The sequence below is a fragment of the Gandjariella thermophila genome (assembly GCF_005405885.1).
In the GTDB taxonomy this organism is placed as follows: Bacteria; Actinomycetota; Actinomycetes; order Mycobacteriales; family Pseudonocardiaceae; genus Gandjariella; species Gandjariella thermophila.
Window position 1 is genome coordinate 151,607 of sequence record NZ_BJFL01000008.1, and the last position, 25,671, is coordinate 177,277.

Consider the following 25,671-nt stretch of genomic DNA (forward strand, 5'->3'; position numbering starts at 1 on the left):
TCCGGGGCTCATCGGCCGGGCCCGGGCCGCCGGAGCACGTTGAAGTCCTCGAAGTAGGTGTCCTCGACGGGTTCCGGCCGCCGGATGGCCATGGGCGGCGCGGGGTCCCGTGGGCGCCGGTCACCGAACAGCCGCTCGTCGGCGTCGAGCACCCGGTCGAGCAGTTCGGTGTCGCCCAGCCCGCGGCGGACGACCTCGGCCTGCTGCCGTGCCGCGGCGGCCCGTGCCGCGGCGATGGTGTGCAGGACGGTGGCCGACAGGGCCGCCGGCGCGATGGCGCGGACCTGCTCGCTGAACGTGATCGAGGTGATCTCGCCGCCGGGGCCGGCGACCACGGTCACCACCCCGTCCGGTGAGCTGGCGCGGCCCTCGACGCCTTTGAGTTCGTCGGCCATCCGCTGGTAGGTCTCCGCGCGCTGGCGGTTGTTCGCGGCCGCGGTGTCGATCGCCTCGATGCGGCGCAGCAGTTGCCTGGCGGTCTCACTCATCGAACACCCTCGGGGCGGATGGTGGAAAGGAACTTCTGGAACTCGCCGACGACCGCGTCGAACCGGTCGGGCAGCGCGGTCAGCACGATGTGCAGCACGGCACGGCGCCGCGGGTCCCGGGTGTCCCGCATGCCGAGGAACACCTGCAACTGGACCAGATCCGTGGGCCGGCCGTTGATGTCGAGGCGCATCCGGACGGCCTGGGTGAGCCCCGGGTTCGCCGGCGAGCCGACCTCGCTGCGCCGGCCCACCTTCACCTCGCGGGCACCGGTCCGCAGCCGGTCCAGCACCTCGTCGGCGACGGCGGTGAGCGGGATGTCCTCGCCCCGGACCTCGCCGCTGATCGTGATGTTCGTGGTGAACCCCTGGCTGGCCGGCGGGCGCAGCGCGACGAACGCGGCCTCGGGCGCGCCGACCTCGTCCGGGGGCACCGATCGCCACCCCTCGGGCAGCGAGAACTCGATGGGCACCGGAATCGTGGATGCCACCACGTCGCCTCTTTCCGATCGGTCCCTACAGGCCAAGGAAGTGGCCGACATCCTTGGCCGCGCTGGTCACCCCGTGCCCGACATCGCCGGCCACGTGACCGACATCGCCGGCCACGTCGTGCACGGTGTCGACGACCTCGTGCGGGTCAACGGACATGTCGAAGCCGACCTTGCCGCCGACGCCGAGGGCGAGCCCGACCGATCCGCCGACATGGAACTTGCCGTCGGTGCCCATGCCGAACTGGCCACTGGCCTCCGCGCCGGCACCCGCCCACGCCTCGCCGTGCACACCGGCACCGACCCCGGCGACCTCGGCGCTGGCCTCGCCTTCGGCCCTGGCGCCGGCGAACGCCTCGGCGCTGCCCTGCGCGCCCGTCCAGCCGGCGCTGCCCTGCGCCTCCGCCTTGGCGCCGACCATACCCTCGGCCTTACCCGAGACACCGGCGTGGCCACCGAGCTTGACCTCGCCCTCCGCGCTGCCCCTGGCCAGGTACGCCTCCGCGCTGGCGGCCGCGTGCGCGCCGAGCGGGCCCACCCCGGCGTCCGCCTTCGCGTCGGCACCGAGCACCGAGCCTTCGAGCGTTCCCTTTCCGGAGAACGGTCCGGACTTGAAGTCCCCTTCGAGGCTGCCGTGCGCGACGTCGACGCCGGCGGACGCCTCCCAGGTCTGCTCCGGGACGTCGATGCCGAGCGCCTTGAGCGTGCCCGCGATCTTGTCGCCGAGCAGGCCGTCGGCCGGGTCACCGAACTCGCGCTGGTAGCTCCTGCCGCCCCGGCCCTTCTGCCAGCCGCCCGGGTCCTCCTCGACCCACTCCTTCTTCTGCTTGTCCCAGACCTTGTTCTTCTTCCGGTGGTCGGCGCCGAACTCCCTGTCCTCACCGAGGGACTTCTTGAAGCCGCCGTGGCCGTCCGGTTCGAATCCGAAGGCCGTGGCGACCGCGCCGCCGACCTGTTCGACCTTCCCGCGTGCGTTGTCCAGGATCGCCTGCGCGGCCTGCGCCATGGACTGCCCGGGGTCCTGGAACGGGGCAACGGTCTGACCGCCGGCCGCCGCGGCCTCGGTCCGCATCTCGTACTGCGCGGCGGCCGCGCGGCTCGCGGCCTGCGCCTGGGTGTACAGCTCGATCGCCCGCTGCGCCTCGCCCTGCCCCCAGGTGAGCACGTCGGCGTAGTCGGCGAGCGACCGGCCACCCTCCGCGGCGATGTCCACTGCCCGCAGCCACCTGGGCGGTTCGGCGCCGAAGGCATCCCGGAAGGCGGTGCTGGCCGCGCCGGTCCACCGCCCCGGGTCGACCCCGCCGAGACCGGCGCCAATCCGGTCGATCACTTCGACGTTGCGGACCAACGTGCGGAGGTCGTTCGCGATCGCCTCGGGCTCGCCCGGAATGAGTTCTCGCGGATCGGACGTCTGCCCCAGTTCCGCCGCCATCAGTAGAGAGGCCCTTCGTTCCCGTTGCCGGCTGGTGCGGTGCTGTCGGCCATGCCCGGGTTGAGTCGCCTGGCGATGTCGGGGTTGACGAACCCGCCGGGCGCGCCGGCGCCACCGCCACCGGTGGCGACCCCGGCGGCTGATCCGGCGGAGTCGAGCAGTCCGGCGACCCTGTCGAGGGCGGCGTCCGCCTCGGCGTCGGATTCGAGGTAGCCGGCGGCCGCGGCGATCAGGTTGTCGCCGTGCTGGTGCGCCCGGTCGTGCAGCTTCTGGATCTGGGCCTTCAGGTCCTCGACGAACCGCGCCCAGCCTGCCTGCACGCCGCGGTGCCCGTAGTCCCCGCTCGGCCCCTGCCACACCATGCCGGCGACGCCACCGACCGCGTCGGCGATCGAACCCGCCGCCCGACGCAGTTCATCGGCAACCGCGTCGAACCCGTCGCTCATGAGCCCCTTCCAGCCGCCGCGCCCGTCACCTCTTTGGCGCAGGCCGCTCACCTGTTCGGCTGACGATTTTCGGAATGATCAGTTTTGTCAACTCCGTGGCACGGCGTCCGGATGCGCCCTGCCCGTGCGGCGGGTGGGACGTGGCGACGTCCCGCCGTGGTTCCCAGGCCATCTTGTGACCCAGCGCACATCGGGCGACCCAGGGCGGCGCACGCGAGCCTGCGATCATGGCGCGGTGGGGGAATCCCGGCGCCCCTGGTGGACGCGATCGCCGAGTCCGTGGCGCGGGCGATGCCGGCGGTGGTCGACCGCGTTCCGGCCACGCCAGCCGCCGTACTGGGCCGGCTGGAGCGCATCGAGCGTCCGCTCCGCGACCGGCCGGTCACCGGCCGTCGCGGTTGGTGGAAGCCCCGCGCGGCCGCGCATCGCCCCCGACGACCTGGACCGTATCCAGGACGCCGGCGTCGCCTACCGCATCGCCTCGCCGATTCGAGGTCAGCCCAGCAGCGCGTCCACGAACGCGGCTGGCTCGAAGGGGGCCAGGTCGTCGGCGCCCTCGCCGAGGCCGACAAGCTTGACCGGCACGCCCAGCTCGCGCTGCACCTGGAAGACGATGCCGCCCTTGGCGGTGCCGTCCAGTTTGGTGAGCACGATCCCGGTCACGTCGACCACCTCGGAGAACACCCGGGCCTGGGTGAGCCCGTTCTGGCCGGTGGTGGCGTCCAGGACGAGCAGCACCTCGTCCACCTCGGCCTGCTTCTCCACCACCCGCTTGACCTTGCCCAGCTCGTCCATCAGGCCGGTCTTGGTGTGCAGCCGGCCGGCGGTGTCCAGCAGGACGGCGTCCACCCCGGACTCCACGCCGCGCTTGACCGCGTCGAAGGCGACCGCCGCCGGGTCGGCGCCCTCCCTGCCGCGCACGGTTTCCGCGCCGACCCGCTCGCCCCAGGTGGTGAGCTGCTCGACGGCGGCCGCGCGGAACGTGTCCGCCGCGCCGAGCAGCACCTTGTGCCCCTCGGCGACCAGCACGCGGGCCAGCTTGCCGACCGTGGTGGTCTTGCCGGTGCCGTTCACCCCGACGATCAGTACCACCGCGGGCGCGCCCTGGTGCGGCAGGGCGCGCACGGACCGGTCCATGTCCGGGTGCAGCGCGTCGATCAGCACGTCCCGCAGCACGGCGCGGGCGCCCTCGGCGTCGCGCACCGCCCGGGAGGCGAGTCGCTCGCGCAGCCGCTCGACGATCTCCGTGGTGGTGGCCCCGCCGAGGTCGGCGAGCAGCAGGGTGTCCTCGACCTCCTCCCAGGAGTCCTCGTCCAGGTCGCCCGCGCCGAGCAGGCCGAGCAGCCCCTGGCCGAGGGCGGACCGGGACCGGGAGAGCCGGCCGCGCAGCCGTTCCAGCCGGCCGGCCGGCGGGGCGATCTCCTCGACCGGTTCGGCGACCCGCCCGGGGACGGAAACGGTGTCCGGCACGGGGACGGCCTCGGTTGCGGCGGCCGGCGCGCTGACGTCCGGCACCACCTCGGCCGGTGCCTCCGGGGCCACCGCGTCGGTGGGCGGTTCCTGCCGCTCGGCCGGCTCCGCGGTGGTGGTGCCACCGGGCAGGGAGACGTCGAGGATGTCGCGGCGCGGCGCGTCCCGGGGCACCGCCGCGTCCTCGCCCACCGCGGGCTCGCCGTCCACCTCGGGGCGCTCCCCGGCCGGGGGTGGCGGCGCGGTCCGTGGGTCGCCCCCGGGTGCCAGGCTGATGCCGCCGCCGGCGCGGTAGCCCTGCCGCTCGGCGGGACTCGCCCGGCGCTGGTCGAGCTTGATCCGGCGCCGGCGGGCCAGCACGAGGCCGGTCACCACCGCGATGGCGAACACCACCAAGGCGAGGACGACGATCAGGATCAGTACGTGGCTCGACACGTCGCCATCCTCGCATCCGGGGCCGGACCCGCGCCGGGAACGGCGCTAAGGCGGAATTTTCACGTATTTGGCCTAAGTCTTTGTAAAGAATTCACAACTGCCCTTGTGCTCACCTGCGCTTTGACGTAGATCACACTCCGTGGAGCCGTGTCGCGTGGTCGGCCTGATCTCCGGAACGTCGATGGACGGCATCGACGTCGCCGTCGCGGACCTGCGAATGGCCGGCGCCGAGCTGGAGGTGGCGCTACGCGGCCACCTGACCGCCGGCTACCCCGATCGGGTGCGCGAGGCGCTGATCGGCAGCCTGCCGCCGGCCGCGTGCACCACGGTCGAGTTGTGCGAGCTGCACACCGCGGCCGGACAGGCGTTCGCCGCCGCGGCCGTGCGCGGCATCGACGAGCTGGCCGGCGGGCACGCCGACCTGGTGGCCTCGCTGGGCCAGACGGTGGCGCACCGGGTGAGCGACGGCCGCTGCCTGGGCACGCTGCAGCTCGGCCAGCCGGCGTGGATCGCCGAGGCGACCGGCCTGCCCGTGGTCGCCGACCTGCGCGCCCGGGACGTGGCGGCCGGCGGGCACGGCGCGCCGCTGGCGGCAACCCTGGACCGGTTGTGGCTGGCCGGCATGGCCAGCGCGGACCGTCCGGCGGTGGCGGTGAACCTGGGCGGCATCGCCAACATCACGGTGGTCAGCGGCGCGGACGAGCCGCTGGCCTACGACACCGGGCCGGGTAACGCGCTGCTCGACGCGGCCGTGCGGCTGATCTCGCACGGCCGACTGGACCTCGACACCGACGGCCGCCTCGCCGCGCGCGGCACCGTGCGCCGCGACCTGCTGGACACCCTGCTCGCCGACCCGTACTACGCCATGCGGCCGCCCAAGTCGACCGGCAAGGAGCACTTCCGGCTCGGCTACCTGCGCCGTGCGGTGCGTGGCCTGCCGCCGATCGAGGACACCGACCTGCTGGCCACCCTGGTCGAGCTGACCGCGGCCACCGTGGCCGACGCGTGCCTGGCGCACCGGGCGGGCCGGGTGATCGCCTCCGGCGGTGGGGTACGCAACCCGACGCTGATGGCCGCGCTGGCCAGGCGGCTCGACCCGGTACCGCTGTCCACCAGCGACGACCTCGGCCTGCCCAGCGACGCGAAGGAGGCCGTGCTCGCCGCCCTGCTCGGCTTCCTCACCTGGCACGGGGTGCCGGCCAACCCGCCGAGCGCCACCGGCGCGAGCGGACCCCGGCTGCTCGGCAGCATCACCCCGGGCCGCGCGCCGTTACGGCTGCCCGCACCGTGGCGGCGGCCGATCTCCCGGCTGCGGCTGCTCGACGCGGCCCTGCCGGTCGGCGGAGGGCGTCAATGATCGGGGCGGACCGGGGCACGGCGGGCGACCACCGCGTGCACCGGGCCGCGGCGTGAACCGGCGGCGGAAGGAGTTCCCGTGCATCCCGTTGACCTGGTCATCATCGTGGCCTACCTGCTGACGATGCCGGCGCTGGGCGTGCTGCTTGGCCGCCGCCAGCGCTCGGCCAGCGACTACTTCGTCGGCGAGCGGTCACTGCCGTGGCCGGCGGTGTGCCTGTCCGTGGTGGCCACCGAGACATCCACGCTCACCGTGATCAGCACGCCGGGCCTGGTGTGGGGCGGCGGGTTCACCTTCCTGCAGCTCGCGCTCGGCTACATCGTCGGCCGGACGATCGCCGCGGTCCTGCTGCTTCCCCGCTACTTCAGCGGCGACCTGGTCACCGCGTACGCGTATCTCGGCCAGCGGTTCGGCAGCGTGCTGCAGGGCACCGCGTCGGTGGCGTTCGTGGTGACCCGGCTGCTCGCCGAGGGGGTGCGGCTGTTCGCCGGGGCCATCCCGATCAAGGCGATCCTGGACGGCTTCGGCGTGCACGCCGCCTACTGGCAGATCGTCGTGGGGCTGACCGCGCTCACCGTGGTCTACGCGTACGTGGGCGGCATCCGCTCGGTGGTCTGGGTGGACGTGATCCAGCTGTCGCTGTACCTGGGCGGCGCGGTGGTCGCCGCCGTCGTGCTGCTCGGCAAGCTCCCGGCGGACTGGGCGCACACCGCCGCGGGAGCTGGCCGGTTCCGGTTCGTCGACCTCGCGTCGCACCTGCTGACCAACCCGTACACGCTGGTCACCGGGGTGATTGGCGGCGCGGTGTTCTCGATGGCCTCGCACGGCGCGGACCAGCTCATCGTGCAGCGGTTGCTGGCCTGCCGCAGCCTGCGCGACGGCCGGCGCGCGCTGATCGGCTCGGGCATCCTGGTTTTCGTCCAGTTCGGACTGTTCCTGCTGGTGGGCGCGATGCTGTGGGTGTTCTACGGGGGCGCCTCGCCGAAGGCGATGGGACTGTCCAGCACCGACGACGTTTTCCCGCGCTTCATCGTCGGCCAGCTTCCGGTCGGGGTGGCCGGGCTGCTCATCGCCGGCGTGCTCGCGTCCACCATGGGGGCGCTGGCCTCGGCGCTGAACGCGCTGTCCTCGTCCACCGTGACCGACCTGTACCAGCGGTTCACCCGCCGCGCCCTGCCGGACCGGCACGTGCTGCGGTATGGCCGGCTGTGGACGCTGGTGTGGGCGGCGGTGTTCGTCGGGTTCGCCTCGCTGTTCTCCTCCACCAGGGACCCGGTGATCGTGCTCGGCCTGGGCATCACCGGCTACACCTACGGCGCGCTGCTCGGGTCGTTCCTGCTCGGCCTGTTCGTGGCCAGGGCCAGCCAGGTGGACGCGCTGATCGCGTTCCTCGCCACGGTGGCGGTGATGGCCGTGGTGATCCTCGGGGTGCGGCTGCCCGGCCCGAACGGTGCCTCGGCGGCACTGGCGTTTCCCTGGTACCCGGCGCTGGGTGCGCTGGTCAGCCTGGTGGTGGGGGGCGCGCTGGCGCTGCGGCACCGGGGCACCCCCAGCCCGGTGGAGACACCGGCCAAGGCCGAGACGGCTGCCTGATGCGGGCTCGGCGGCCGGCGTGATCCGCGTCCCGAGGTGGTTTCCCCGATCAGCGGTTCGGGAAACGATGTCATGTCCTACACCCCGACGGAGGAGCCGGACATGGACCTGGACGTGCACAACGCTCCCGACCGGCAGCGCTACGAGGCCTACGTGGACGGAGAACTCGCCGGGCAGGCGGAGTACCGGCGGAACAACGGGACGCTGGTGTTCACGCACACCGAGGTCGGTGCGGAGTTCAGGGGCACCGGCGTGGCCGGCCGGCTGGTCCGCGGCGCGCTCGACGACGCCCGGTACCACGAGTTCACCGTGCGCCCCGAGTGCCCGTACGTGGCCCGCTGGATCACCAGGCATCCCGAGTACGCCGACCTGGTGCTCCCGGCCGACGCGGAGTTGCTGCCGAGCCGGAACGGCGATCAGGACAGCGCGTCCCGGTAGGGCTCCAGCGCCGCCAGCGCGTCCTCGAGTTCGTCGGTCTCGTCCTTGACCTGGTACCACTCGTTGTCGTCCGGGTCGCCCACCCGGTCCAGCACGGTGAGGGCGAGCTGCCGCAGGTCCTCGTCCAGCGTCGGCGGCTTCTCCACGTCGGCCCACCGCTCGATCGCGTAGTCGTCCTCCGGCAGGACGTCCTCGACCAGGCCGGCCACCATCGCCGCCGCCGCGATCGCCTCGTTGACCTCGATCACGCCGAGGTCGCCGTCGGGGTCGGCGACGGTGCGCAGCGCCGCCTCCAGCGCTTCCCGCGCCTCCGGCGCGGGCAGCTCGACCAGGTCGTTGACGAAGCTGCGGGCGTCGTCGTTGTCGAACGGCCCGGTTCCCCAAGACCCCATCTCGCGACTCGTCCTCCCCGCGTCCAACGCCCCCGGTGGCACGTAGGGCACCATCTCAGCACAATCCTCACCTTCCGGCGATGGCCGCTGACAACACCCCGCCGAGGTGAACATCACCCTCCGCCCGCGCCCACGACCGCCGCACCCAAGTTCGGTTCGGTGTTCAGTTCGTCGCCCTCCGCTGCCTGCTGCCGGCGAGAGCTCCGCAGCGCGTCATCCCCATTGGCCGACGCCTTCCGCACAGGGGCCCGCACCTCCGTCCGGGTGACAGTGATCCGGAACCGGTCGTGCTCGAAGCACATCCCAGATAGGGATTGAGTGATCCGGCTCCTGCCCGCGCGGTAGCACAGGGAAACCGCGAGGCATCGACGGTGGAGGGGGAGACAGGGTGGACGGCCGCAGCGCAGTGCTGCTGGAGCAGATGCGTCAGGGGCTAGCGCGGATCGAGGAGGCCAACCGGGCCGCGGAGAGCCGGTTGGCCGCCTACGACGACTTCAAGGAGCGGTGCGCCGCGATCCACGCGAGCGCGACCGCACCGGACCGGTCGGTGACCGCCGTCGCCGGCGCGGGCGGCGCGGTCCAGCAGGTGAGCTTCACCGAGCAGGCCACCCGGCTGACACCAACCCAGCTCTCCCAGATCGTCACCGCCACCATCCAGCAGGCGGTCGCGGCGGCGGCCCGGCAGCAGGCCGCCCTGGTGCAGGAGTTCGTCGGCGAGAACATCCGGATCAGCGATCGCGTCGCGAAGGCACAGCAGACACTGCCCGGGGAGCCGGCCAACCCGCCCACCGCGACCCGGCCAAGCACGCGTCCGACGCCGCAGGACGAGGAGGATGAGGGCTTCGGTGGTGTGTTCCGGAAGGAGTCGTGGTGACCGATCTCGTCGTCCACCCAGGTGAGATCGCCGACTGCGCCCACCAGGTCGGCACGTTAACCACGCAGTCGTCCGGTCTGAACAACACCGCGACCGGTGCGTCGGTGCCGGAGATCAGCTGGGGTGTGCTCGGTCACCTGATGGGCCTGTACAGCCAGTACGACACGCTGCTGGGCGAGCTGCACACGCACTACACGACAATGTCCACCGGCTTCGACAAGATCAGCGCCGCCCTGGCCGACACCGCCCGCTCGTACCACGACAACGAGCGCACCGCCGCCGAGGCGTTCAACCAGATCCTGGCCAACCGGCTGGACCACGCCACGGGACCCTCGGCGGTGATGACCGCGGCCGCCAGTGCCCCTTCCAACCTGGACGGGCTCGGCGCCAACTACGGCCGCCAGTGGGCCATCGACAGCGGCAAGGGCAACCTGGTCTCGCAGACGGCGAAAGCCGTGCCGCTGGTCAACGGCAGCTACCTGATCGTCAAGGACAGCCTGCAGCTTGGCCAGGACGCCAAAGCCGGTGACGCCGAGGCGATCGGCAAGGACGTCGTCGCCGTCCTGGCCGACATGAACACCTACATCCAGGACGGCATCACCCTGGCCGGGGCGATCGCGGACCCGCTCAACTTCCTGATCAGCAAAGGGCTGGGGTGGCTGCTCAACGTGGTAGCGCCGCTGAAACAGGCCGTCGACCTGGTCACCGGCGACCCGGACGCCACGAGCAAGGCCGCCACCACCTTCAACGACATCGCCAAGCAGACCGAGCAACTGGCCCGGACCTACGACGACCACCTCCGTACGGGGCTACGGAGCTGGAACGGCAGGGCGGCCGACGCCGCCGCGGTGAAACTCGCCCACTTCCACGACGGCATCGCGGGCACCGCCAGCACCGCCGGTCACGTCGCGGCCCTGCTGCAGGGCAGCAGCCTGCTGATGAAGGCGGCCGAGGACATCATCAAGGGCATCCTCAGCGACCTCATCGAGTGGCTGGTGGTCACCTGGGTGGCCGCTCAACTCGCCGCACCGGTCACCGCCGGAGGTTCGGAAGCGGTCGCGGCCGGCGCGTCGGCTGCGGAAGCGGCAGCGGCGACGACGAAGGCCACCGCCGAGGTCAACAAGGTCCGCCAACTGCTGTCACGAATCATGGAGGTGCTGCAGAAGGTCCGCGCGGTACTCAAGAACTCCAAGATCGGCGAAACCTTCACGAACAAGGTGGCAGAGGACCAAAAGCTCGGCAAGGTGGCGAAGACGCTCTCCGACGCCGTCGCGAAGAGCGTCGACAAGCGCATCGGCGAGGCGTTCCCCACGCCGGGCAAGGACCCAGACGGAGATGTGACGAAGACAGTCGACAGCTACGCCAAGGCGGTCAACACCTACGCTCGCTACGCCGACGGCGGGTACAAGATGGTCAGTGACCGCCTCCATGGCAACCTTCAGGACGACGACACGATCGATCGCGAGCTGGACATCTGACCATCCTCGATGGAGGGACCTGGCCGGTGGACCCCAACCTGCTCGGCAGCATGCCGCTCGCTGCCGGCTCTTCCAACCTCGCGCCGTTCGTGCCGATCGCCGCACTCGTGGTGTTGGGTATCGTCGGGCGCGTCGTGGTCCGCTCCCGCAAGGGCCACAACACACGCGTCCGGCCCGGAGACCTTGCTGAGCGGTACCGCGCGGCCGGCGTCCACTACACGTCACCACCCGGTGGGTTCGGTACGCCGACCGGGCAACCCTTGGACCACGTCGAAGGCATTCGTCACGGCGTCCGGTTCACGGCCTTCCGTCGCACCGAACAGACCGGTTTCACCTTCCACGTCAACGATCCCAATAACAGCATGGGCGAGCGCAACTTCACCAGCATCGTCCGAGTGAGCATCCCTTTGGCGCAGGCGGTTCCCCCATTGCGAATCACCGAGCGCACCGACAAGGAGCGGGATTCCTACCGAGCTTTCGTGTCGGATGTCAACGCTGGAGCGGTGGCGACCGGGATTCTCGAATTCGATGACCGCTTTCTCGTCCGGTGTAGCGACCTCGGATTCGTTCGGCGGATCATGGGCCCCGAACTGGCCGGATGGCTGCGCGGGCACCACCGGACCACGGCATATACCGACGTTTCTGGTCCGCTGAGCGGAATCGAGTTCGCCGAGAACACACTCAGCGTCGAACAGTGCGGCCACCTCGAACCCGACCTCGTTTTTCCCGCCCTGGACTTTCTGGTTGAGATGTTGTCAAAGGTGCCGCCGGAACTGGTTCCGCCCCGAGAAGCTGCCGCTCCACCAGCGCAAGGAGCCCCATGACCGCCGCCCGACCGCCCTCACCCCAGCCCGCGGGTGTGTTGCCAGGGTTGTGGCCGTGGTGTCCGGACGCGCCGTTGGTGGTCCCGGTCGACGGGCGGGTACGGATACCACGCAAACTACGCCAGCAAGTGTCCGAAGAGGACCTCCAGCCGGCGTTCATCCTCGAACTTGACCGCCTGCGCTTCGGCGTGCTGCGCGACGGCGCTCCGGTCGAGCCCGCACAGCCCAAGATCGGCCATGGACCGCCGATGTTTCCGCTGGCCGGCGTGCGGGTCGCAGAGCCGGGCACCCTCCGCGGACGGGACAAGCCGTTCGAGTTCCGTCCGCACGACGCCGACGGCATTCGCGTGCAAGAAGTCGCGTGTACCAATGGACCGGCGGTCTGGCTGCGGTCCATGCACGACTGGTTCGTCACGACCACCGCGCCACAGCAACTCGCCCAGGAGATCGAGCGCCGCCGGCGGCGAGTAGCGCGGCTGGGCGGCTTCGCGGCCAACGAGGTGTGGCAGCGTGCCCCGTCCCTCCGCGAAACCGGACCCGACGGTCCGCGACCAGGCAGAGGCAGGGACACACCCGACTATCCGCCCAGCCTCACGCACGGGGTGTGGCAACCCATGACCGCGCTTCCGGTATCGGAACCGTCCGCCGGGATCGACGCGGAGCCGCCCGGCCCGCCATCCGAACTGCCCTATCCCGAGCGACTGCGGGACTACGAGATTGTCCTGCGCTCCTCCGGACCGCCGCTGCGGCTGACGGTGACCGCTCGGCGGCTGCTGCTGAGCCAGGACCCGGTCCTCGGTGAGCCTTCCGTCGTCACCGAGCCGCCGGTGCCGCCCTCGGCCGCGACCGTGCCACTGGCCGCGCTGCACGTCGTGCGCGCCGGCCGGCTCACCGGCATGTCGCCCCGGCTCGCCCAGCGCTGGTTCACTCAGGATGCGCGCAGCGAGATCCGGCTCGACCGGGTCGACGGCCCCGCGCTCTGGCTGTGGGGACCCATGACCGAGTGGCTGATCTGCACGCCGGACGCCGCCGACCTCGCTGCGGACATCCGCCTGCGGCAATGGGTCAGCATGCGCTACCCCATCTCCAGCGACCTCGGACCGGAACGCCGAACGTGGTATGACCTTCCTATGACCCGCCCGGTCGACACGGGCGAAGGGCGGACGCTGCCACCCCCGCCCGCCTACGCGCCGGCGTCGCCGACCGTCGTCCCGCCCGGCGCATGGCAGCCACTGGACTGACGCGGCTCACACTTTTCCCGATCGGCACGTCCCATCGGTGGGGGGCCGCTAGATTCCGATCTCGTGCGCACGATCTCGGTGGCCTCCCGGGTACTGCTCGGACTCATCGCCGTCGCGGTGAGCGCGTGTTCCACCGCGCCCGCCCCGTCACCCGCGAAGCCGGCGCCGACGCTGCCGGCCGACTCGATCGCCTACGACAGGCTGCCGGTGCGGACCGACCGTCCTTCGCCGTTCGCGGGCGACTGCTCGCAGTTGGCCGCCAACCGCTCGGTAGTCGAAGCGATGGGCGTCGACCCGAACGACCCCGCGAACGTGGCGGCATTCCAACGCTCCAGCCGGCACAAACTGTGCGACCTCAAGGTTGACGGCGGCGAGGTTTTCGTCGCTGCGGAGGAGCCCCAGCCCGGGCATCCCGATCCCTGGGAGTCCGCATGGAACAACGGACCTGGAGACCACTTCCGGCGACTAATCCTGCTCGGCCGCTACTACGCCGCCTACGAGTTCCAGCAGACGATGCTTGGCAAGGGCTGTCAGATCACCGTGCAAACCGGGTCGCCCGCCGTTCTCAGCCTGAGCTTCTTCGACAAGCGGTTCGACAACGTCGACGTCACGGCGGATCGCCAGCAGGGCCGCGCGATCGGCCGGGAAACGTGCCCGCGGGCGCAGCACATGGCCGAGGCGCTGCTCTCCGCCATCGACCCGGACGGCGGCTCGCTGGCCTCCTCCTGAAACCGAACCGGTTTGGAAGGCCGGGCACGCTCGACGGCGTACCCGACCATGAAGTCAGGCAGCCTCACGCTTTCGGTAGCGCAGTACCGCCACCAGCGCCAAGCCGACCAGCAGCGCCGCCGCGATGTAGGTGGACGCCGGTGGAAGCGCGTCGTCCGCCGCCGCGACCGCGAGGGGAATCCGGAACGGGCTGAACCATGCCGCGACGTTCGGCGCCAAACCGGACAACGTCGTGAACGCCACCACGGAAACCAGGTAGGTCGTCAGCGCGGCGGCCGCGTTGGGTAGCAGTAACCCGATGATCAGTGCCCACGCCACGGCGACCAGCGCGCCCACCACCGCGGTGGCGACCACCGCGCCCGGCCGCAGGCCGAGCAGCGACTGCACGTCGCGGTTCTCGATGGACGGCGGCGCGAGCAGGCTGTACAGCACCAGCGCGATCAGGGCGTGCACGATCCACAGTGCGAGCGCGACCACGCTCTGCGCCGCCATGTAGCGCAGTCGGGACGGCTGGACGAGCAGTGTCGGTTGCGCGCTGCGGTACTGCCATTCCCCGGACACCAGCTTGACGAGGCTGCAGTTGGTCACCAGGGGGCCGTAAACCAGAATGGTGGCCAGCGGCAGGATCTGGGCCTGCCACGTGCCCTCGAAGACGTTCTGCGTGCAGGCCAGGGACCCGAAGGCGATCATCGCCACCGGGCCGACCACCAGCAGGATGCGGTCGCTGATGGTGGCGGCGAACTTGCGGAACTCGGCACCGACCAGCCGGGCGAACCGGGGACGCCGCAGTGCCATGGCCAGCCACGGCGGCTGCGGACCCAGGCCCGGCATCCCGCCGGAGATCGGCATTCCCGGCTGCGGTGCGCTCGGCGGCGGCTGCATCGGCGGCTGCATGGCCGGCGGCGGCCAACTCGGCTGCGGCATGTAAGACAACGGCACGGCCGGCTGCGCCGTGGGCGGCTGCTGTGGGGCGGTCGTCGGCTGCTGCGGAGCCGGCGGAACGGCACCCGGTGCCGGCCAGGTGGACGGAGCGGCCATCGGGACGGCGGGGGCCATCGGGGCGTAGGGCGTGCTTGTCGGCGCCGGCGGAACCCCTGGCGCCCACGGCTGCGGCGTCTGTGGATGCTGCGGGTTCACCCTTGCCCTCCGCTGGTCAGCCGGAAAAAGATCTCCTCGAGGTTCTCGTGCTCCTCGCTGAGCCCGAGCACCTGGACGTGTGCGGCGAAGGCGATCTCGGACACCTTCGCGGTCTCGGCCTCGGCCGACAATTCGTCGGGACCTACCTGCGTGACCCGGATACCGGCCTGCTGCAGCGCGTTGCCCAGGGTGGCCAGGTCGGTGGTGCGTACCCGGGTGCGGCGGGAACTGAGCATGTCGCGGAGCGGGCCGTCCGCGACGATCCGGCCGTGGCCGATCATCAGCACCCGGTCGGCCGTCTGGTCCACTTCGGACAGTACGTGACTGGACAGCAGCACCGTGCCGCCGCGGGCGGCATGGTCGCGCAGCAACTGGCGGATGGCGCGGATGCCTTCCGGGTCGAGACCGTTGATCGGTTCGTCCAGGATGAGCATGGGCGGGTTGGTCAGCAGCGCGTGCGCCAGGCCGAGCCGTTGGCGCATGCCGAGGCTGTACTTGCCGATCCGCCGTTTCGCGGCGTCCGCGAGCCCCACCTGGTGCAGCACCTCGTCCACCCGCCGGGTCGGCACCCCGGACACCAGCGCCGACGTCCGCAGGTAGCCGCGACCGGTCCGGCCGGGGTGTACCGCGGCGGCGTCCAGCAGCACGCCGGCGACGTACGACGGGTTGGGCCACTCGGCGAACCGCCGGCCCGCGATTCTCGCCTCGCCGTGGTCGGGCTCGGTGAGACCACAGATCATGCGCAGGGTCGTGGACTTACCGGCCCCGTTCGGCCCGAGGAACGCGGTGACGGTGCCCGGTTGAAGCTCGAAGCTCACCCGATCGACCACCGTGCGGCCGTCGTAGACCTTGGTGAGCCCGTGTGTAACCAACACGAGGTAGCACTTTATCGGCAGCGACCGTTGCAGTATGGCGGTTTGGCTCAGCAGCGGCGCTCATCACGTGCCGCGGTCCGGTCGGCGGATGCTCGACCCGGAACGACAATCGGCACACCGGACAACCAGCGGCGCCACAGCACGAACTCCTCCGGACGCGCCCCGCATGTGGCCAACGTGCCGCGCCGCGGTGGCGCCGGCTCGGTGCGGTTCCGTTCCGGGCCGGAAATGTTCGGCACCATCAATGCAGTAGCCGATGCCGCTCAAGTAACCCGAGCACCCGTTCCGCCGCCGTGTCGATGCCGATGTTCGTGGTGTCCAGCCGGAGTTCCGGATTCTCGGGTACCTCGTACGGGCCGTCCACGCCGGTGAGCCCCCGCAGTTGCCCGGCACGAGCGCGCGCATACAGGCCCTTGGGATCGCGCCGGGCACATTCGTCGACCGGCGTCGCCACATGCACCTCGAGCAGCACCGAGCCGCGTTCCTCATGGTGGCGCCGCACTGCCGCGCGGGTTCTCGCGAACGGGGTGATCACCGGAACGAGCACCAGTATCCGGTGCCGCGCCAGGAGTTCGGCGACGTAGCCGACCCGCCGGCCGTGCCGTTCCCTGTCCTCTTCGGAGAAGCCGAGGTCAGCCGAGATCGTTCGGCGCAGGTCGTCACCGTCGAGCACAGCCACCTGGACGAGCCCGGCCAGCCGTGCCTCGACGGCACGGGCGACGGTCGTCTTTCCCGCACCGGGCAGGCCGGTCAGCCACACCGTCGCGCCGCGCGTCAGTTGGGGCATGGACTTTTTTTAACGCAGCCGGCCTTCGCCGTGGCCGTTCCCAAGAAATGTCACTCGAAAGCCTTACCGCTCGCTCCGCCACCGGCAGTCAGGTTCCCTATAAGATGCGGCCCCATGGCGCGACGCGTCTACCTCCACATTGGGCTGCCAAAAACCGGAACGACCTCGGTGCAGGACACGCTGTGGGACAACCGGCACGTCCTCGCGCCGTCGGGCGTCTACTTCCCCGGTTATATCGTCGAGGCGCATTACCACGCGGCGATCGACCTTCAGAACGAGCGCTACCACGAATGGCTGAAACCATTGTCGGTGCGCGCCTGGGACCGCCTGGTGGCGGACATCCGCGCGTGGCCGGACACGTCGGTGGTCTCCTGCGAACTCCTCGCGACCGCCACCTCGGCGGAGATCGAGCGTGCGCTGTCGTCCCTGGCGTTCGCGGAGGTGCACGTGATCTGCACGGCACGTGACCTCGCGCGCCAGATTCCCTCGGCGTGGCAGGAGTACATCAAGACCGGCCACACCATCACGCTGCCCGAACTGCTTCAGGCGGTGCGCACCGGCGAGCCGGCCGAGACGAGCGAGTTGTTCTGGGATTACCAGGATCTGCCCCAGATCCTGCGCAGGTGGGCCGCGAACCTGCCGCCGGAACGGGTGCACGTGGTAACCGTGCCGCAGGCAGGACCCGGTGTGTGGCCGCGGTTCGCGAGTGTCATCGGCGTGGACCCCGACCGGATCACCCGCCGGCTGCGTTACAACACGTCGATGGGCGCGGTGGAGACCGAGTTGCTTCGGCGGCTCAACGCCGCGCTCGACATGGAATGGCACCATTACGCGGCGGTGGTGAAGGACCAGCTCGCCCGGGACATCCTCGCGCTGCGTCCCGATCCGCACCGGATCACGCTTCCCGCCGACGACGTGCTGTGGCTGCGCAAGCGGGCCTACCAGTTCGTCGACGAGATCCGCGAGGCCGGCTACCACGTCGTCGGCGACCTCGACGAGCTGGTTCCCGAGGAGCCGCTGCACGACAACGGATTCCCCGCGCCGGCGGACGCGGACATGCTCGACGTGGCGGTGAGCGTGCTCGCCCGGATGCTGCCGCGCGTGCCGCATCAGTGGCCGCGGCAACCGCGCCGCCTCAAGGAAACCCTGGTCGAACTCAGCGAGCGGAATCCACACGCGATGACGCTGCGACGCCTTTTCTGGAAGGGCAAGGCGCGCGCGTTCTCCGCCCGGGCTCGAGCACGCCGGAGCTGACACCAGGAATGCGGCAGCGCCTCCCCCGCAGCCGCTCATCGGTAAGCGCTCGTTGACGAGCCGATCGCCTCAGTGCAGTGTTGCGGCCGGCTATGCCGGAGCGGTCCTCCCCGCACTGCTCGCCGCGGGCGGCCGACAGCGGTTGCCGATTCCGCCCACGAGCGACGGTGCCCTCTGCTACCTTCCGAGATCAGTTGGCACGATCTGCGGTCGTCGGGAATCGCGAGGGGAGCCTTCGGTGGCAGCGGGGGATCAGACGCAGTACCTGGTCAACAACGTGACGAGCACCGGCGGGCAGCCGCCGAACGCCCAGGCCGGCCCGCCGCTGCCGCTCGGCGGCCAGCAGCCGGCCCCGGGTACGACCAACATGGCCGGCAACCTGGTGACCAACGTCACCAACGCGAACAGCGGCCCGCGCCAGTTGACGAGCCTGCCTGACCTGATGGGCATGGGCGGCACACCGACCGCCCCGGCCAGCGCCGGCCAGTCCTACTCGTACTCGCCGGACCAACTGCAGGCGATCATCAAGAAATACCAGGACGTCTTGCAGACGCTGATGCAGGCCGCACAGAGTACCACATTTATCGGAATGATGGACCCGCCGGCGGACGAGGACGCCAGCAAGGAGTTCACCCAAAAGGCACTCGGCTCCGGTCGAGCGTTCCGTCAGGCCAACCAGCAGTCGATCGAGTACGTAAGCGGCGAGATCGACAAGCTCAAAGCGGTACTGCAACAGTACAACCAAGCCGAGGAGGCCAACGCCGAGCAGGCTCGCAGGATCCATCGCAACCTGTGAGCCGGCGGACAGACTCATCGGGTTACGTGGTAGAGGGAAAGGCAGGGAACCAGGTGCACGTCCGCATGATGTCGATTGCTGTCGGTGTCGCGCTGGTGGTAGGCACAGCCTGCGGATGCTCGAGCAGCACGGCGCCGAGCACACCATCATTGAGCAGCAGCGGCACGGCAGCGAGCACCGCCACCTTCTTGCCCGGCGGCGCACCCCATGTGGCGAGCCCGCTGGACACCGCCAAGTACCAGGCTGATCCGTGTCGGACCCTGACACGCGCACAGCTACAATCCCTCGGTCTTCCCGCGGCGACTCCGAACCCAGACATCGCGTTTCCTGCCGGACCCAAATGCTCCTGGTTCAGCACGCAGACTAATTCTTCCATAGCAATGAGCTTCCTCACCGGGAACAAGAGGGGCCTCAGCAACCTGTATCTCAAAAGGAAGGAAGCTGCCCTGTTTCAGGAGATTCCGCCGATCAACGGCTATCCGGCAGTCATTTTTGACGAGTATGCCGATCAGCGGTCGCGCGGTGCCTGCTCGGTGGCCGTAGGTATGAGCGACACTTTGATTCTCGCCGTCCCAGTGCAGGGCACTCCACAGACCAAGGACCCATGCGGAATCGCCCAGCAAGCCGCAGGGCTGATAATTGAGAACATCAAGGGGGGCGTGTAATGGGCCTCAAGGCGGACGAGATTTACCAGAAGATGTCCCAGGCGGATGCGAGTTCGCTGGACATGGCCAAGGCATCGGCGCAGAGTGCCGCCGCGCACTACAGCGACCTGGAGCAGCAGGTCCGGGAACTGTCGCAGATGATCGCGGCGGGTTGGCAGGGGAATGCCGCGCAGGCGGCGCAGGCGGGAACCACACCACTGTCCACGATGGTGGCTTCCGCGCACGGCGAATTGGCCATCCACCAGAAGGCGCTCGCCGATCAGCAAGAGGCGGTCAACACGGTGAAGGGCGCGGTACAGCCGGTTCCAGCGGAACCGCCTCACAATAATCTGCTGAACGAGATGACGCCGTGGCATACCGATCTGGATACTCAGATCGATAACTACAACAACACCGCTAACGCCAACACCGCGGCGTACAACACGTACGTGCAGTCCAGTTCCAGCAACGGGTCTGCGATGCCGAGCAGCTTCCCGGGTGTGGCGCCGGACGGGTCGAACGTCACGGTGACGGCGCCGGACCAGGGCGGGGGCACGTCGGGCGGGTGGAGCGGTACCCCGTACGCCGGTGCCGGCGGCGGAACTACTCGCACAAGTTCGGCGGGATGGGGCGGTAGCCCGCGGGCCGGCGGGAGTGCCGCACCCATCGGCGGGTGGACGGGTTCGCCGGGGGCTGGCAGCCTGCGGACGGATGCCGCGCAGTGGGCTGGTGGCCCCAACGTCGGTGGTCCCGGCGGTGGTCCTGCGAGTTGGGGGCCGAACACCGGCGGCCCTGGCGGTCCCGGCGAAAACCCCGCGGCGTTCGGCCCGTTCGGTGGTGGTCCGCTCGGCGGCGTGGGCGAGCCCGAGGGCGGCTTCGGTGGCCGTGGTGGCGCTGGGTCGGCACGGTTCGGTGCCGGCGCCGGCGCGGGCGGTGCTGGGAGTTCCGGTCGTGGCGCCCCGGGTGCTGGCAACACCATGGGCGCCCAGGAGGAAGCCATGGGCCGGGCCGCTGCCGCGCGAGGTATGGCGGGAGCCGCCGGGGCACGAGGTGCCGCGGGCGGTCCGATGGGCATGGGCGGCCGCGGTGGCAAGGGCGAGGAGGACGGCGAGCACCGTTCCGCGTCCTACCTCGTCGGCGACCGGTCCAGTGAGCTGGCGGGCGATCTGCCGCTGACCGCGCCACCGGTGATCGGCGAGTAGTTCCCGTTACGGGATGGTTTCCGCCCCGCCGCGGTCGGGGCGTTGTTGACGCGCGCTGGTGAGGGGGCAGGGTCAGTGGCATGGGCCGGGCGGGTCGAGTTGCCGCTTGAGGTGTTCACGGCGATCTGGCGGTGGGAGGACATCGGCGAACCGCACAACGTGCTGGCCGACGCGATCACCTGGCAGACGGAGGACGAGCAGCGCGCAGCCGATCGGCGGGCGTGGGCCGTGCTCGCGGAACGCGGCCTGGCCGGACCGCGCGGGCTGGATCCCGAGTTCGGCGATCTCGTGCGGCTGATCGACCGTCCGGAGGTGGAGTTCTACGGCTGGATCACCGCGCCGCAGGTGGACATCAGCGTGCTGGTCTCGGTGGGTCGGCGGGATGCGGGGCTGGTGGTGCGAGACAAGCCGGCCGGCGTGGTCCGGGTGCACCGCATCTACGCGGACGGTGCGATGGACGCGCTGCTGGCGCAGCTTCCACCGGTGCCGGCCGCGCGGGGCGCGTCGGTCAGCGTCCCCGAGGCCGACATGCGGGAGCAGCCCGGTCCGCGAGTCCGGCCGCTGAACGAGCGGACCGGGTTCACCAGCCTCGCCGCCGTGCAGCGCGAGCAGGACGCGGCCGTACGGCCGGAGGTGTCGGCGTTGAAGGAAATCCTCAACCTGCCGCGCACCGGCGGCGGGCAGCTCTACGCCGCCCGCTGGACCCCGATGGGCGTCCGCAAGCGAATCGAACGCCCCGTGGTCTACCTCGACACCGCCAGCGGACGGTGGCTCACCCAACTCCGCCGCAGCCCGTCCGGGGAAAGCTGGATCGTCGCGGCGCCGGCAACCCCGCAGTTGCTCGCCTCCCGCCTGCACGAGGCGTTGCGGATGCTGAGCTGACCCCGCACGGCTACCTCCGGTTGTTGGTGTGCATACCCACCGATGCCGGCGGCAACCATCCAGGAGTCGAGGATGAGCGGTGAGCTGGCGCTGAAGCGTGTCAGACTCGCGGCGGAGTGGGAGACCAGTCCCTTGTGGATCATCTACGAGCGGCGCGGCGAACTCGACACGCATAACTGTCCTCTCGACCAGGTCGGCGACTACATGGACCTGTCCCCGAGCCTCCTGCGTGAACTCGACAGTTGGGACGCCGAGTTCCAGGCCACCTACCGCGCCGATGACCCGCAGAAGTCCGGATTCTCATCGGATCAGGACAAAGCTCGATGGGTCCAGCAAGGTAGGGCACTCGCACCCGAACTGGCGAAGCAGGTTGCAGCGAGTGTCTCGGTCGTCTACCAGACGATCACCCTAAAGCTTGTCCCGTAACGATGGACGATCTTGGTCGTTGACCTCGCCGTGGAGCAGGTGATCAGGGCGGACCGGCCCGAGTGGGTGCCGGTGTTCACGGGCCTGTCGGCGCGACAGTTCGCCAAGCTGGTGCGCCTCGTGGCCACTCGGGGCGGTGAGCAGACCGGCACCGGCCGGCGGTGGGGCCTGCCCCTGGCGGACCGAGTCTTGCTGGTGGCGGTGTACTACCGCACCAACTTGACCTTCCGCCAGATCGCCCTGCTGTTCGGGATCTCCAAGTGCGCGGCCAACCGGGTGGTCGATCACCTCGCGCCGTTGTTGGCGCTGTCGCCGGTGACCAAGCCGCATGGCCCGGAAACGGTGCTGATCGTCGACGGGACTCTGGTGCCCACGCATGACCGCAGCAGGTCGGCATCCAGCAAGAACTATCGGTACTCGGTGAACATGCAGGTCGTCATCGACGCGAACACCGAGTTGACCGTGGCGGTGGGTACGCCCACGCCGGGCAACCGCAACGACTGCCGGTCCTACCGCGATTCCGGGGTGGACCAGCAGTGCACCGGCGCGCACGTGATGGCCGACGGCGGGTACCAGGACAATCCGGGCGTGATCATGCCGTACCGCAAACCGGGTGATGGCAGCCCGCTTCCGGGGTGGAAGGAGCAGCTCAACACGGTACACAAGCGGGTCCGTGCCCGCGTCGAACATGCATTGGCGCACCTGAAGTCCTGGAACATCCTGCGCAACTGCCGCCGCAAAGGCGATGGCGTCTGGTACGCCACCCTCGGGGTCGCGCAGATGCGCAACCTGGCCCTGCTCGTGTGAACTACCCGGGAGGTCGACGGGGGCTGCCATCAATCCCTCCCACGATCTGCGCTCCTGATCATTACGGGACAACCTTTAGATGGACGATCAAGTACTACTAGGACTTGGCCGTTGGCGTGGGGCGGCCCCGACGTCATCAACCATGCCGGGACGGCGGCCTTACGGCTGCTGGCCGATCGCGTCGGCCTCACCGGTGGCCTATCGCGGGCGTTGCCCCGCCGCGGATTCATACCGCTGGACGACCGCCGTTAAGCCGTTCCTACGAAAAGAGAGCGACTCCTGAATGGACACTATGGCGAAGCTCATAACTGCTTGATTCCTCACTTACCGGGATGGCAGGATCGAGCTGACCGCTGGGGGCTGTGTAAGGTAGGGTCAAGTCGGTCGAATTCTGCCACACGTCGAGGTGTGCACTCTTCGGATCGGTTCCCCCGGAAACGTGTCTGCTTTGTTGGAAAGAGGCCACGACTCGGCGGCGTGACTTGTCATCGGAGCAGGTCTCTGGGGGAGGGGAGATTCCTTACTCATGCCATTGGAGTTCGCGAGCGCTGCCAACCGAACCATTCTCGCTCGTCACCATCAGTACCGCATCGATGAGGCCCTCGCGGAAAGCCGCTATCGCAGCCGCTTCCGCAACTGGGACCGATTAGCCACCGTCCGGAACAACCCGATCCGGCCGCTCGGGGACAGTGGGGAGTTGTTCTTCACGCCCGAGCTCGTACGGTCGCTGGACCATCCCATCCTGGCCGGTGCCGATTCGCGGACCAGGGAAGCCGTTCTGGTGCACCGGCTTTACGAGTACCTGAAGTTCACCATCGACCTCGAGCAGAGCGCGGTCATCCCCGTGACCGGACACATCAGCCGCGGGATGGCGGGGCTGGAGCTGCCGGAGCTCATGCGCGCGGACGCCTTCAAAATCGTCACCGACGAAGCCTGGCACGCGCAGTTCACTTACGAACTGATGCGCGAGGTGCGGACCCGTACCGGTATCGCACCCGCGTTGCCGACAGTCCCGGCGTTCACCGAAGTATTGGCGCGCATTCACGAGGAACTCCCGAGTCAGATCCGTGGTCTCGACGAAATGCTGTTCGCCATTGTCAGCGAGACACTCATATCGTCAGGATGAATTGCCGAACGATAAAAGGTTGCCGGAAGGTATTCGCGAGACCGTCGCCGACCACGCCGACGACGAAACGAAGCACCACGCCTATTTCTCGACACTCCTGCGTTATCTTTGGCCTGCGATGACGCGGCAGGAACAGGAGCTGGCCGGTCCGTACATCCCGCGGTTGATTTTCGCCTTCCTCGAGCCGGACTACCCAAGCATCGCACTCGGGTTGACAGCCGCTGGGCTGAACCCCGAGGAGGTCGAACAGGTGATGACCGAAACCTACACCCACGAGATCGTTGTCGAGGACGTACGCCGGGGCGCCGCGCCGACGCTGCAGTACTTCGTCGAGGCCGGTGCCCTGGAGCACAACGCGACCCACGAGGCTTTCCAGGAAGCGGGGCTGATCCCGTGATCGAGGCGATGATCAAGGCTGCACGCGTCCTCACCCCGACCGTCACCCCGCTACTGGCTCACCCACCGGCCCGGTACGCCGCCCCTGCCGGAAGCGATCCCCGGCCAGCACACCACCCTGCGCATCGGGCCGCAGCTGAAGACGTTCACCGTCATCTCCGCCGAGGACGGCACCTACGAGATCGCCATTCGCAACCGCGGCCGCGGCGACCGCCGGGACATCCTCTCGCCGCGACTGTTCGTCGGCGCGGCCGTGACGTTGACCGAGCCGGCTGGGCATTTCCCGTCCGGGCATTCCGCGCCGTTCAGCCACTTCCTGGCCGCCGGCGTGGGCATCAACCCGATCCTGGCCGTGCTGGAGCGGGGTCAGGTGCGTGGCTGGCACTTGACCTACGTCGACCGCGGCGAGCACGAGTTCCCGTTCCTCGACCGCATTCGCGAGTTGGCCCTCGAGCAGGAGGGCCACGTCTTCACCATCGACACCGCCCTCCAGGGCCGCCCGGACTGGGCCGAGGTGATGGCGAGCATCCCCGCTGGCGCCGTTATCGGCGCGTGCGGCCCGCCCGCGATGATCACTCAGCTGCGCGCGCAGACGCGGGACGGGTGCACCTTGGTCATCGACGAGCCCGCTTCGGCGGTCCAGAACGTGCCCGACACTGTGGAGGTGGTGTGCGCGCGGTCTGGCACCCGGTTCCGCGCCGCGCAGCGCCCGTCGCTACTGGAGCAGCTGAACAAGCAAGCACGGCGTGGCCGTGCCGTCGTCGTGCCGCCGGGGCATTTGTGGCACATGCGAGGTCGAGGTCCGTTCGGGACGGGTCGACCACCGCGACGAGGTCCTCACCGACCAAGAGAAAGCCGACAGCTTGTACATGCTGCCGTGCGTCAGCAAGTCAATCAGCCCGCAGCTCGTACTCAACGTCTGAAACCACGATGTTCGTCACCGACTACGCGAAACGGATCGGCTTCACGTCGCCGTTCGAGGCCAGCCTCGACAGCCTGCGCAGGCTGCATGAGGCGCACTTCTACACCGTGCCGTTCGAGAACTTCTCCATGCACGCCAACGCCGACCGCGGCCTGACCCAGGACGTCCTGCGCGAGGCGATCGTCGAGCGGCGCCGTGGCGGCATCTGCTACGAGACCGGCGGGTTGATGCAGGCGTTCCTCGACGCCTGCGGGTTCGACTACGAGATGCGGCTCTGCAGCGTCCTCGGCACACACCGGACCCCGGCTACTCACCAGATCTTCCTGGTCACCCTCGACGGCGAACGCTGGCTGCTCGACATCGGCTACGGCGCCCAGGGGCCCCGCGGCGTCCTCAAGCTGGCCGACGGGGCGGAGCTGGCGCACCCCGCGTTGTCCGCTCGGATCACGCTGGACGACACCGCCCAAAGCCCGCGGTGGGCGGTGTCAGTCATGGAACACGCCGTCGGCGCGACCGAGTGGAAGCCCATCTACTCCTTCGTCGACGCCCCGATCGGCGCGATCGACCTGGAGATGGCGCACTTCTACACCACGCGTTTCCCCGCCAGCCCACTTAACAAGTACAAGGTCGCCAGCATCCCGACGTCCGCCGGCCGGGTGAGCGTGCGGGACAACACGCTGACGATCGTCGAGGACGGGCAGATCCACGCCGTGATGATCGAGGACGTCGGGCAGC

Annotated in this window: 30 protein-coding genes; 19 read left to right on the forward strand and 11 right to left on the reverse strand. The window is 69.8% G+C overall.

Going from position 1 to position 25,671, the window contains the following annotated elements:
- Nucleotides 1–8: 8 nt before the first annotated feature.
- The 5 genes from FFT21_RS11170 to ftsY form a co-directional block, all read right to left on the reverse strand.
- Nucleotides 9–488 (reverse strand): YbaB/EbfC family nucleoid-associated protein, encoded by a 480-nt coding sequence (locus FFT21_RS11170; protein WP_137813729.1) that lies wholly within the window; start codon nt 486–488, stop codon nt 9–11.
- Nucleotides 485–976 (reverse strand): DUF1795 domain-containing protein, encoded by a 492-nt coding sequence (locus FFT21_RS11175; RefSeq protein ID WP_137813730.1) that lies wholly within the window; start codon nt 974–976, stop codon nt 485–487. Before FFT21_RS11175 ends, FFT21_RS11170 begins: the two co-directional genes overlap by 4 nt.
- A gap of 25 nt (nt 977–1,001) precedes the next feature.
- A complete protein-coding gene (locus FFT21_RS11180; protein ID WP_137813731.1) occupies nt 1,002–2,405 on the reverse strand; it encodes a putative T7SS-secreted protein in 1,404 nt (467 codons plus the stop codon).
- On the reverse strand, nt 2,405–2,851 hold the full coding sequence (locus FFT21_RS11185; RefSeq protein ID WP_137813732.1) for a hypothetical protein: 447 nt from the start codon (nt 2,849–2,851) through the stop codon (nt 2,405–2,407). The genes FFT21_RS11180 and FFT21_RS11185 overlap by 1 nt, the downstream gene beginning before the upstream one ends.
- 495 nt (nt 2,852–3,346) lie before the next feature.
- Nucleotides 3,347–4,756 carry a signal recognition particle-docking protein FtsY gene (gene ftsY, locus FFT21_RS11190; protein ID WP_137813733.1) on the reverse strand — a complete coding sequence of 470 codons (1,410 nt, stop codon included), beginning with the start codon at nt 4,754–4,756 and terminating at the stop codon, nt 3,347–3,349.
- 181 nt (nt 4,757–4,937) lie between these two features.
- Here ftsY and FFT21_RS11195 point away from each other — a divergent pair, with 181 nt between their 5' ends.
- From FFT21_RS11195 to FFT21_RS11205, 3 genes are all read left to right on the forward strand, one after another.
- A complete protein-coding gene (locus FFT21_RS11195) occupies nt 4,938–6,113 on the forward strand; it encodes an anhydro-N-acetylmuramic acid kinase (protein ID WP_137813784.1) in 1,176 nt (391 codons plus the stop codon).
- A gap of 78 nt (nt 6,114–6,191) precedes the next feature.
- A complete protein-coding gene (locus FFT21_RS11200; protein WP_137813734.1) occupies nt 6,192–7,706 on the forward strand; it encodes a sodium:solute symporter in 1,515 nt (504 codons plus the stop codon).
- A gap of 72 nt (nt 7,707–7,778) precedes the next feature.
- On the forward strand, nt 7,779–8,144 hold the full coding sequence (locus FFT21_RS11205) for a GNAT family N-acetyltransferase (protein ID WP_225978303.1): 366 nt from the start codon (nt 7,779–7,781) through the stop codon (nt 8,142–8,144).
- On the opposite strand, the gene FFT21_RS11210 is transcribed toward FFT21_RS11205, so the two are convergent.
- Nucleotides 8,123–8,536, reverse strand: a complete 414-nt coding sequence (locus FFT21_RS11210; RefSeq protein ID WP_192909480.1) for a DUF4259 domain-containing protein — start codon at nt 8,534–8,536, stop codon at nt 8,123–8,125. The genes FFT21_RS11205 and FFT21_RS11210 overlap by 22 nt on opposite strands.
- Nucleotides 8,537–8,924: 388 nt before the next feature.
- On the opposite strand from FFT21_RS11210, the gene FFT21_RS11215 reads away from it, so the two are divergent.
- The 5 genes from FFT21_RS11215 (at nt 8,925) to FFT21_RS11235 (ending at nt 13,682) form a co-directional block, all read left to right on the forward strand.
- Entirely contained in the window at nt 8,925–9,410 is a 486-nt protein-coding gene (locus tag FFT21_RS11215) for a YbaB/EbfC family nucleoid-associated protein (RefSeq protein WP_137813736.1), read from the forward strand.
- The gene (locus tag FFT21_RS11220; protein ID WP_137813737.1) at nt 9,407–10,888 is read left to right on the forward strand and encodes a hypothetical protein; all 1,482 of its coding nucleotides are present in this window, start codon (nt 9,407–9,409) and stop codon (nt 10,886–10,888) included. Before FFT21_RS11215 ends, FFT21_RS11220 begins: the two co-directional genes overlap by 4 nt.
- Before the next feature lie 26 nt (nt 10,889–10,914).
- Nucleotides 10,915–11,712, forward strand: a complete 798-nt coding sequence (locus tag FFT21_RS11225; RefSeq protein WP_137813738.1) for a hypothetical protein — start codon at nt 10,915–10,917, stop codon at nt 11,710–11,712.
- A gap of 128 nt (nt 11,713–11,840) precedes the next feature.
- Nucleotides 11,841–12,953: a hypothetical protein gene (locus FFT21_RS11230; RefSeq protein WP_137813739.1), complete on the forward strand. Its 1,113-nt coding sequence runs from the start codon at nt 11,841–11,843 to the stop codon at nt 12,951–12,953.
- Between the two features lie 63 nt (nt 12,954–13,016).
- Nucleotides 13,017–13,682 (forward strand): hypothetical protein, encoded by a 666-nt coding sequence (locus FFT21_RS11235; RefSeq protein WP_137813740.1) that lies wholly within the window; start codon nt 13,017–13,019, stop codon nt 13,680–13,682.
- Between the two features lie 54 nt (nt 13,683–13,736).
- Here FFT21_RS11235 and FFT21_RS11240 read toward each other — a convergent pair whose 3' ends face one another.
- From FFT21_RS11240 to cysC, 3 genes are all read right to left on the reverse strand, one after another.
- Nucleotides 13,737–14,606, reverse strand: coding sequence for a hypothetical protein (locus tag FFT21_RS11240; RefSeq protein ID WP_137813741.1), 870 nt, complete (start codon nt 14,604–14,606; stop codon nt 13,737–13,739).
- 209 nt (nt 14,607–14,815) lie between these two features.
- A complete protein-coding gene (locus tag FFT21_RS11245; RefSeq protein WP_137813742.1) occupies nt 14,816–15,694 on the reverse strand; it encodes an ABC transporter ATP-binding protein in 879 nt (292 codons plus the stop codon).
- 241 nt (nt 15,695–15,935) lie between these two features.
- Nucleotides 15,936–16,481 (reverse strand): adenylyl-sulfate kinase, encoded by a 546-nt coding sequence (gene cysC / locus FFT21_RS11250; RefSeq protein ID WP_225978304.1) that lies wholly within the window; start codon nt 16,479–16,481, stop codon nt 15,936–15,938.
- 114 nt (nt 16,482–16,595) lie between these two features.
- Here cysC and FFT21_RS11255 point away from each other — a divergent pair, with 114 nt between their 5' ends.
- Nucleotides 16,596–17,735: a hypothetical protein gene (locus tag FFT21_RS11255; protein WP_137813743.1), complete on the forward strand. Its 1,140-nt coding sequence runs from the start codon at nt 16,596–16,598 to the stop codon at nt 17,733–17,735.
- A 238-nt stretch (nt 17,736–17,973) separates the two neighbouring features.
- On the forward strand, nt 17,974–18,531 hold the full coding sequence (locus FFT21_RS11260) for a hypothetical protein (RefSeq protein ID WP_137813744.1): 558 nt from the start codon (nt 17,974–17,976) through the stop codon (nt 18,529–18,531).
- Between the two features lie 22 nt (nt 18,532–18,553).
- Here FFT21_RS11260 and FFT21_RS29700 read toward each other — a convergent pair whose 3' ends face one another.
- On the reverse strand, nt 18,554–18,760 hold the full coding sequence (locus FFT21_RS29700) for a hypothetical protein (protein WP_225978309.1): 207 nt from the start codon (nt 18,758–18,760) through the stop codon (nt 18,554–18,556).
- On the opposite strand from FFT21_RS29700, the gene FFT21_RS11265 reads away from it, so the two are divergent.
- The 7 genes from FFT21_RS11265 (at nt 18,681) to FFT21_RS30285 (ending at nt 24,015) form a co-directional block, all read left to right on the forward strand.
- Nucleotides 18,681–19,196 (forward strand): DUF3558 domain-containing protein, encoded by a 516-nt coding sequence (locus FFT21_RS11265; protein ID WP_225978307.1) that lies wholly within the window; start codon nt 18,681–18,683, stop codon nt 19,194–19,196. The genes FFT21_RS29700 and FFT21_RS11265 overlap by 80 nt on opposite strands.
- Complete coding sequence (locus tag FFT21_RS11270; protein ID WP_137813746.1) at nt 19,196–20,377, forward strand: hypothetical protein; 1,182 nt, start codon at nt 19,196–19,198, stop codon at nt 20,375–20,377. Before FFT21_RS11265 ends, FFT21_RS11270 begins: the two co-directional genes overlap by 1 nt.
- A 75-nt stretch (nt 20,378–20,452) precedes the next feature.
- The gene (locus FFT21_RS11275; RefSeq protein WP_192909481.1) at nt 20,453–21,259 is read left to right on the forward strand and encodes an ESX secretion-associated protein EspG; all 807 of its coding nucleotides are present in this window, start codon (nt 20,453–20,455) and stop codon (nt 21,257–21,259) included.
- Between the two features lie 72 nt (nt 21,260–21,331).
- Nucleotides 21,332–21,685, forward strand: a complete 354-nt coding sequence (locus FFT21_RS11280; protein WP_137813748.1) for an immunity protein CdiI family protein — start codon at nt 21,332–21,334, stop codon at nt 21,683–21,685.
- 30 nt (nt 21,686–21,715) lie between these two features.
- Nucleotides 21,716–22,492 carry a transposase gene (locus FFT21_RS11285; protein WP_137813749.1) on the forward strand — a complete coding sequence of 259 codons (777 nt, stop codon included), beginning with the start codon at nt 21,716–21,718 and terminating at the stop codon, nt 22,490–22,492.
- Nucleotides 22,493–23,018: 526 nt separating this feature from the next.
- On the forward strand, nt 23,019–23,618 hold the full coding sequence (locus FFT21_RS30280; protein ID WP_137813750.1) for a diiron oxygenase: 600 nt from the start codon (nt 23,019–23,021) through the stop codon (nt 23,616–23,618).
- 19 nt (nt 23,619–23,637) lie between these two features.
- Nucleotides 23,638–24,015 carry a diiron oxygenase gene (locus tag FFT21_RS30285; RefSeq protein WP_192909482.1) on the forward strand — a complete coding sequence of 126 codons (378 nt, stop codon included), beginning with the start codon at nt 23,638–23,640 and terminating at the stop codon, nt 24,013–24,015.
- A 42-nt stretch (nt 24,016–24,057) separates the two neighbouring features.
- Here the strand turns inward: FFT21_RS30285 and FFT21_RS11300 are convergent, their stop codons facing one another.
- Entirely contained in the window at nt 24,058–24,480 is a 423-nt protein-coding gene (locus FFT21_RS11300; RefSeq protein WP_137813752.1) for a hypothetical protein, read from the reverse strand.
- 286 nt (nt 24,481–24,766) lie between these two features.
- Here FFT21_RS11300 and FFT21_RS30680 point away from each other — a divergent pair, with 286 nt between their 5' ends.
- Both FFT21_RS30680 and FFT21_RS11310 read left to right on the forward strand, forming a co-directional pair.
- Entirely contained in the window at nt 24,767–24,937 is a 171-nt protein-coding gene (locus FFT21_RS30680; RefSeq protein ID WP_225978308.1) for a 2Fe-2S iron-sulfur cluster-binding protein, read from the forward strand.
- A 7-nt stretch (nt 24,938–24,944) separates the two neighbouring features.
- On the forward strand, nt 24,945–25,671 hold a 727-nt coding region (locus FFT21_RS11310), incomplete at its 3' end, for an arylamine N-acetyltransferase family protein (RefSeq protein ID WP_137813754.1).

Bases quoted from the DNA above. Each gene is read 5' to 3' on its own strand.
- FFT21_RS30280 (WP_137813750.1), top strand. From the start codon at position 23,019: ATGCCATTGGAGTTCGCGAGCGCTGCCAACCGAACCATTCTCGCTCGT.
- FFT21_RS11270 (WP_137813746.1), top strand. From the start codon at position 19,196: ATGGGCCTCAAGGCGGACGAGATTTACCAGAAGATGTCCCAGGCGGAT.
- FFT21_RS11255 (WP_137813743.1), top strand. From the start codon at position 16,596: ATGGCGCGACGCGTCTACCTCCACATTGGGCTGCCAAAAACCGGAACG.
- FFT21_RS11210 (WP_192909480.1), bottom strand. From the start codon at position 8,536: ATGGGGTCTTGGGGAACCGGGCCGTTCGACAACGACGACGCCCGCAGC.
- FFT21_RS11205 (WP_225978303.1), top strand. From the start codon at position 7,779: ATGTCCTACACCCCGACGGAGGAGCCGGACATGGACCTGGACGTGCAC.
- FFT21_RS11170 (WP_137813729.1), bottom strand. From the start codon at position 488: ATGAGTGAGACCGCCAGGCAACTGCTGCGCCGCATCGAGGCGATCGAC.
- cysC (WP_225978304.1), bottom strand. From the start codon at position 16,481: ATGCCCCAACTGACGCGCGGCGCGACGGTGTGGCTGACCGGCCTGCCC.
- FFT21_RS11185 (WP_137813732.1), bottom strand. From the start codon at position 2,851: ATGAGCGACGGGTTCGACGCGGTTGCCGATGAACTGCGTCGGGCGGCG.
- FFT21_RS11280 (WP_137813748.1), top strand. From the start codon at position 21,332: ATGAGCGGTGAGCTGGCGCTGAAGCGTGTCAGACTCGCGGCGGAGTGG.
- FFT21_RS11240 (WP_137813741.1), bottom strand. From the start codon at position 14,606: ATGCCGCAGCCGAGTTGGCCGCCGCCGGCCATGCAGCCGCCGATGCAG.
- FFT21_RS11195 (WP_137813784.1), top strand. From the start codon at position 4,938: ATGGACGGCATCGACGTCGCCGTCGCGGACCTGCGAATGGCCGGCGCC.
- FFT21_RS11180 (WP_137813731.1), bottom strand. From the start codon at position 2,405: ATGGCGGCGGAACTGGGGCAGACGTCCGATCCGCGAGAACTCATTCCG.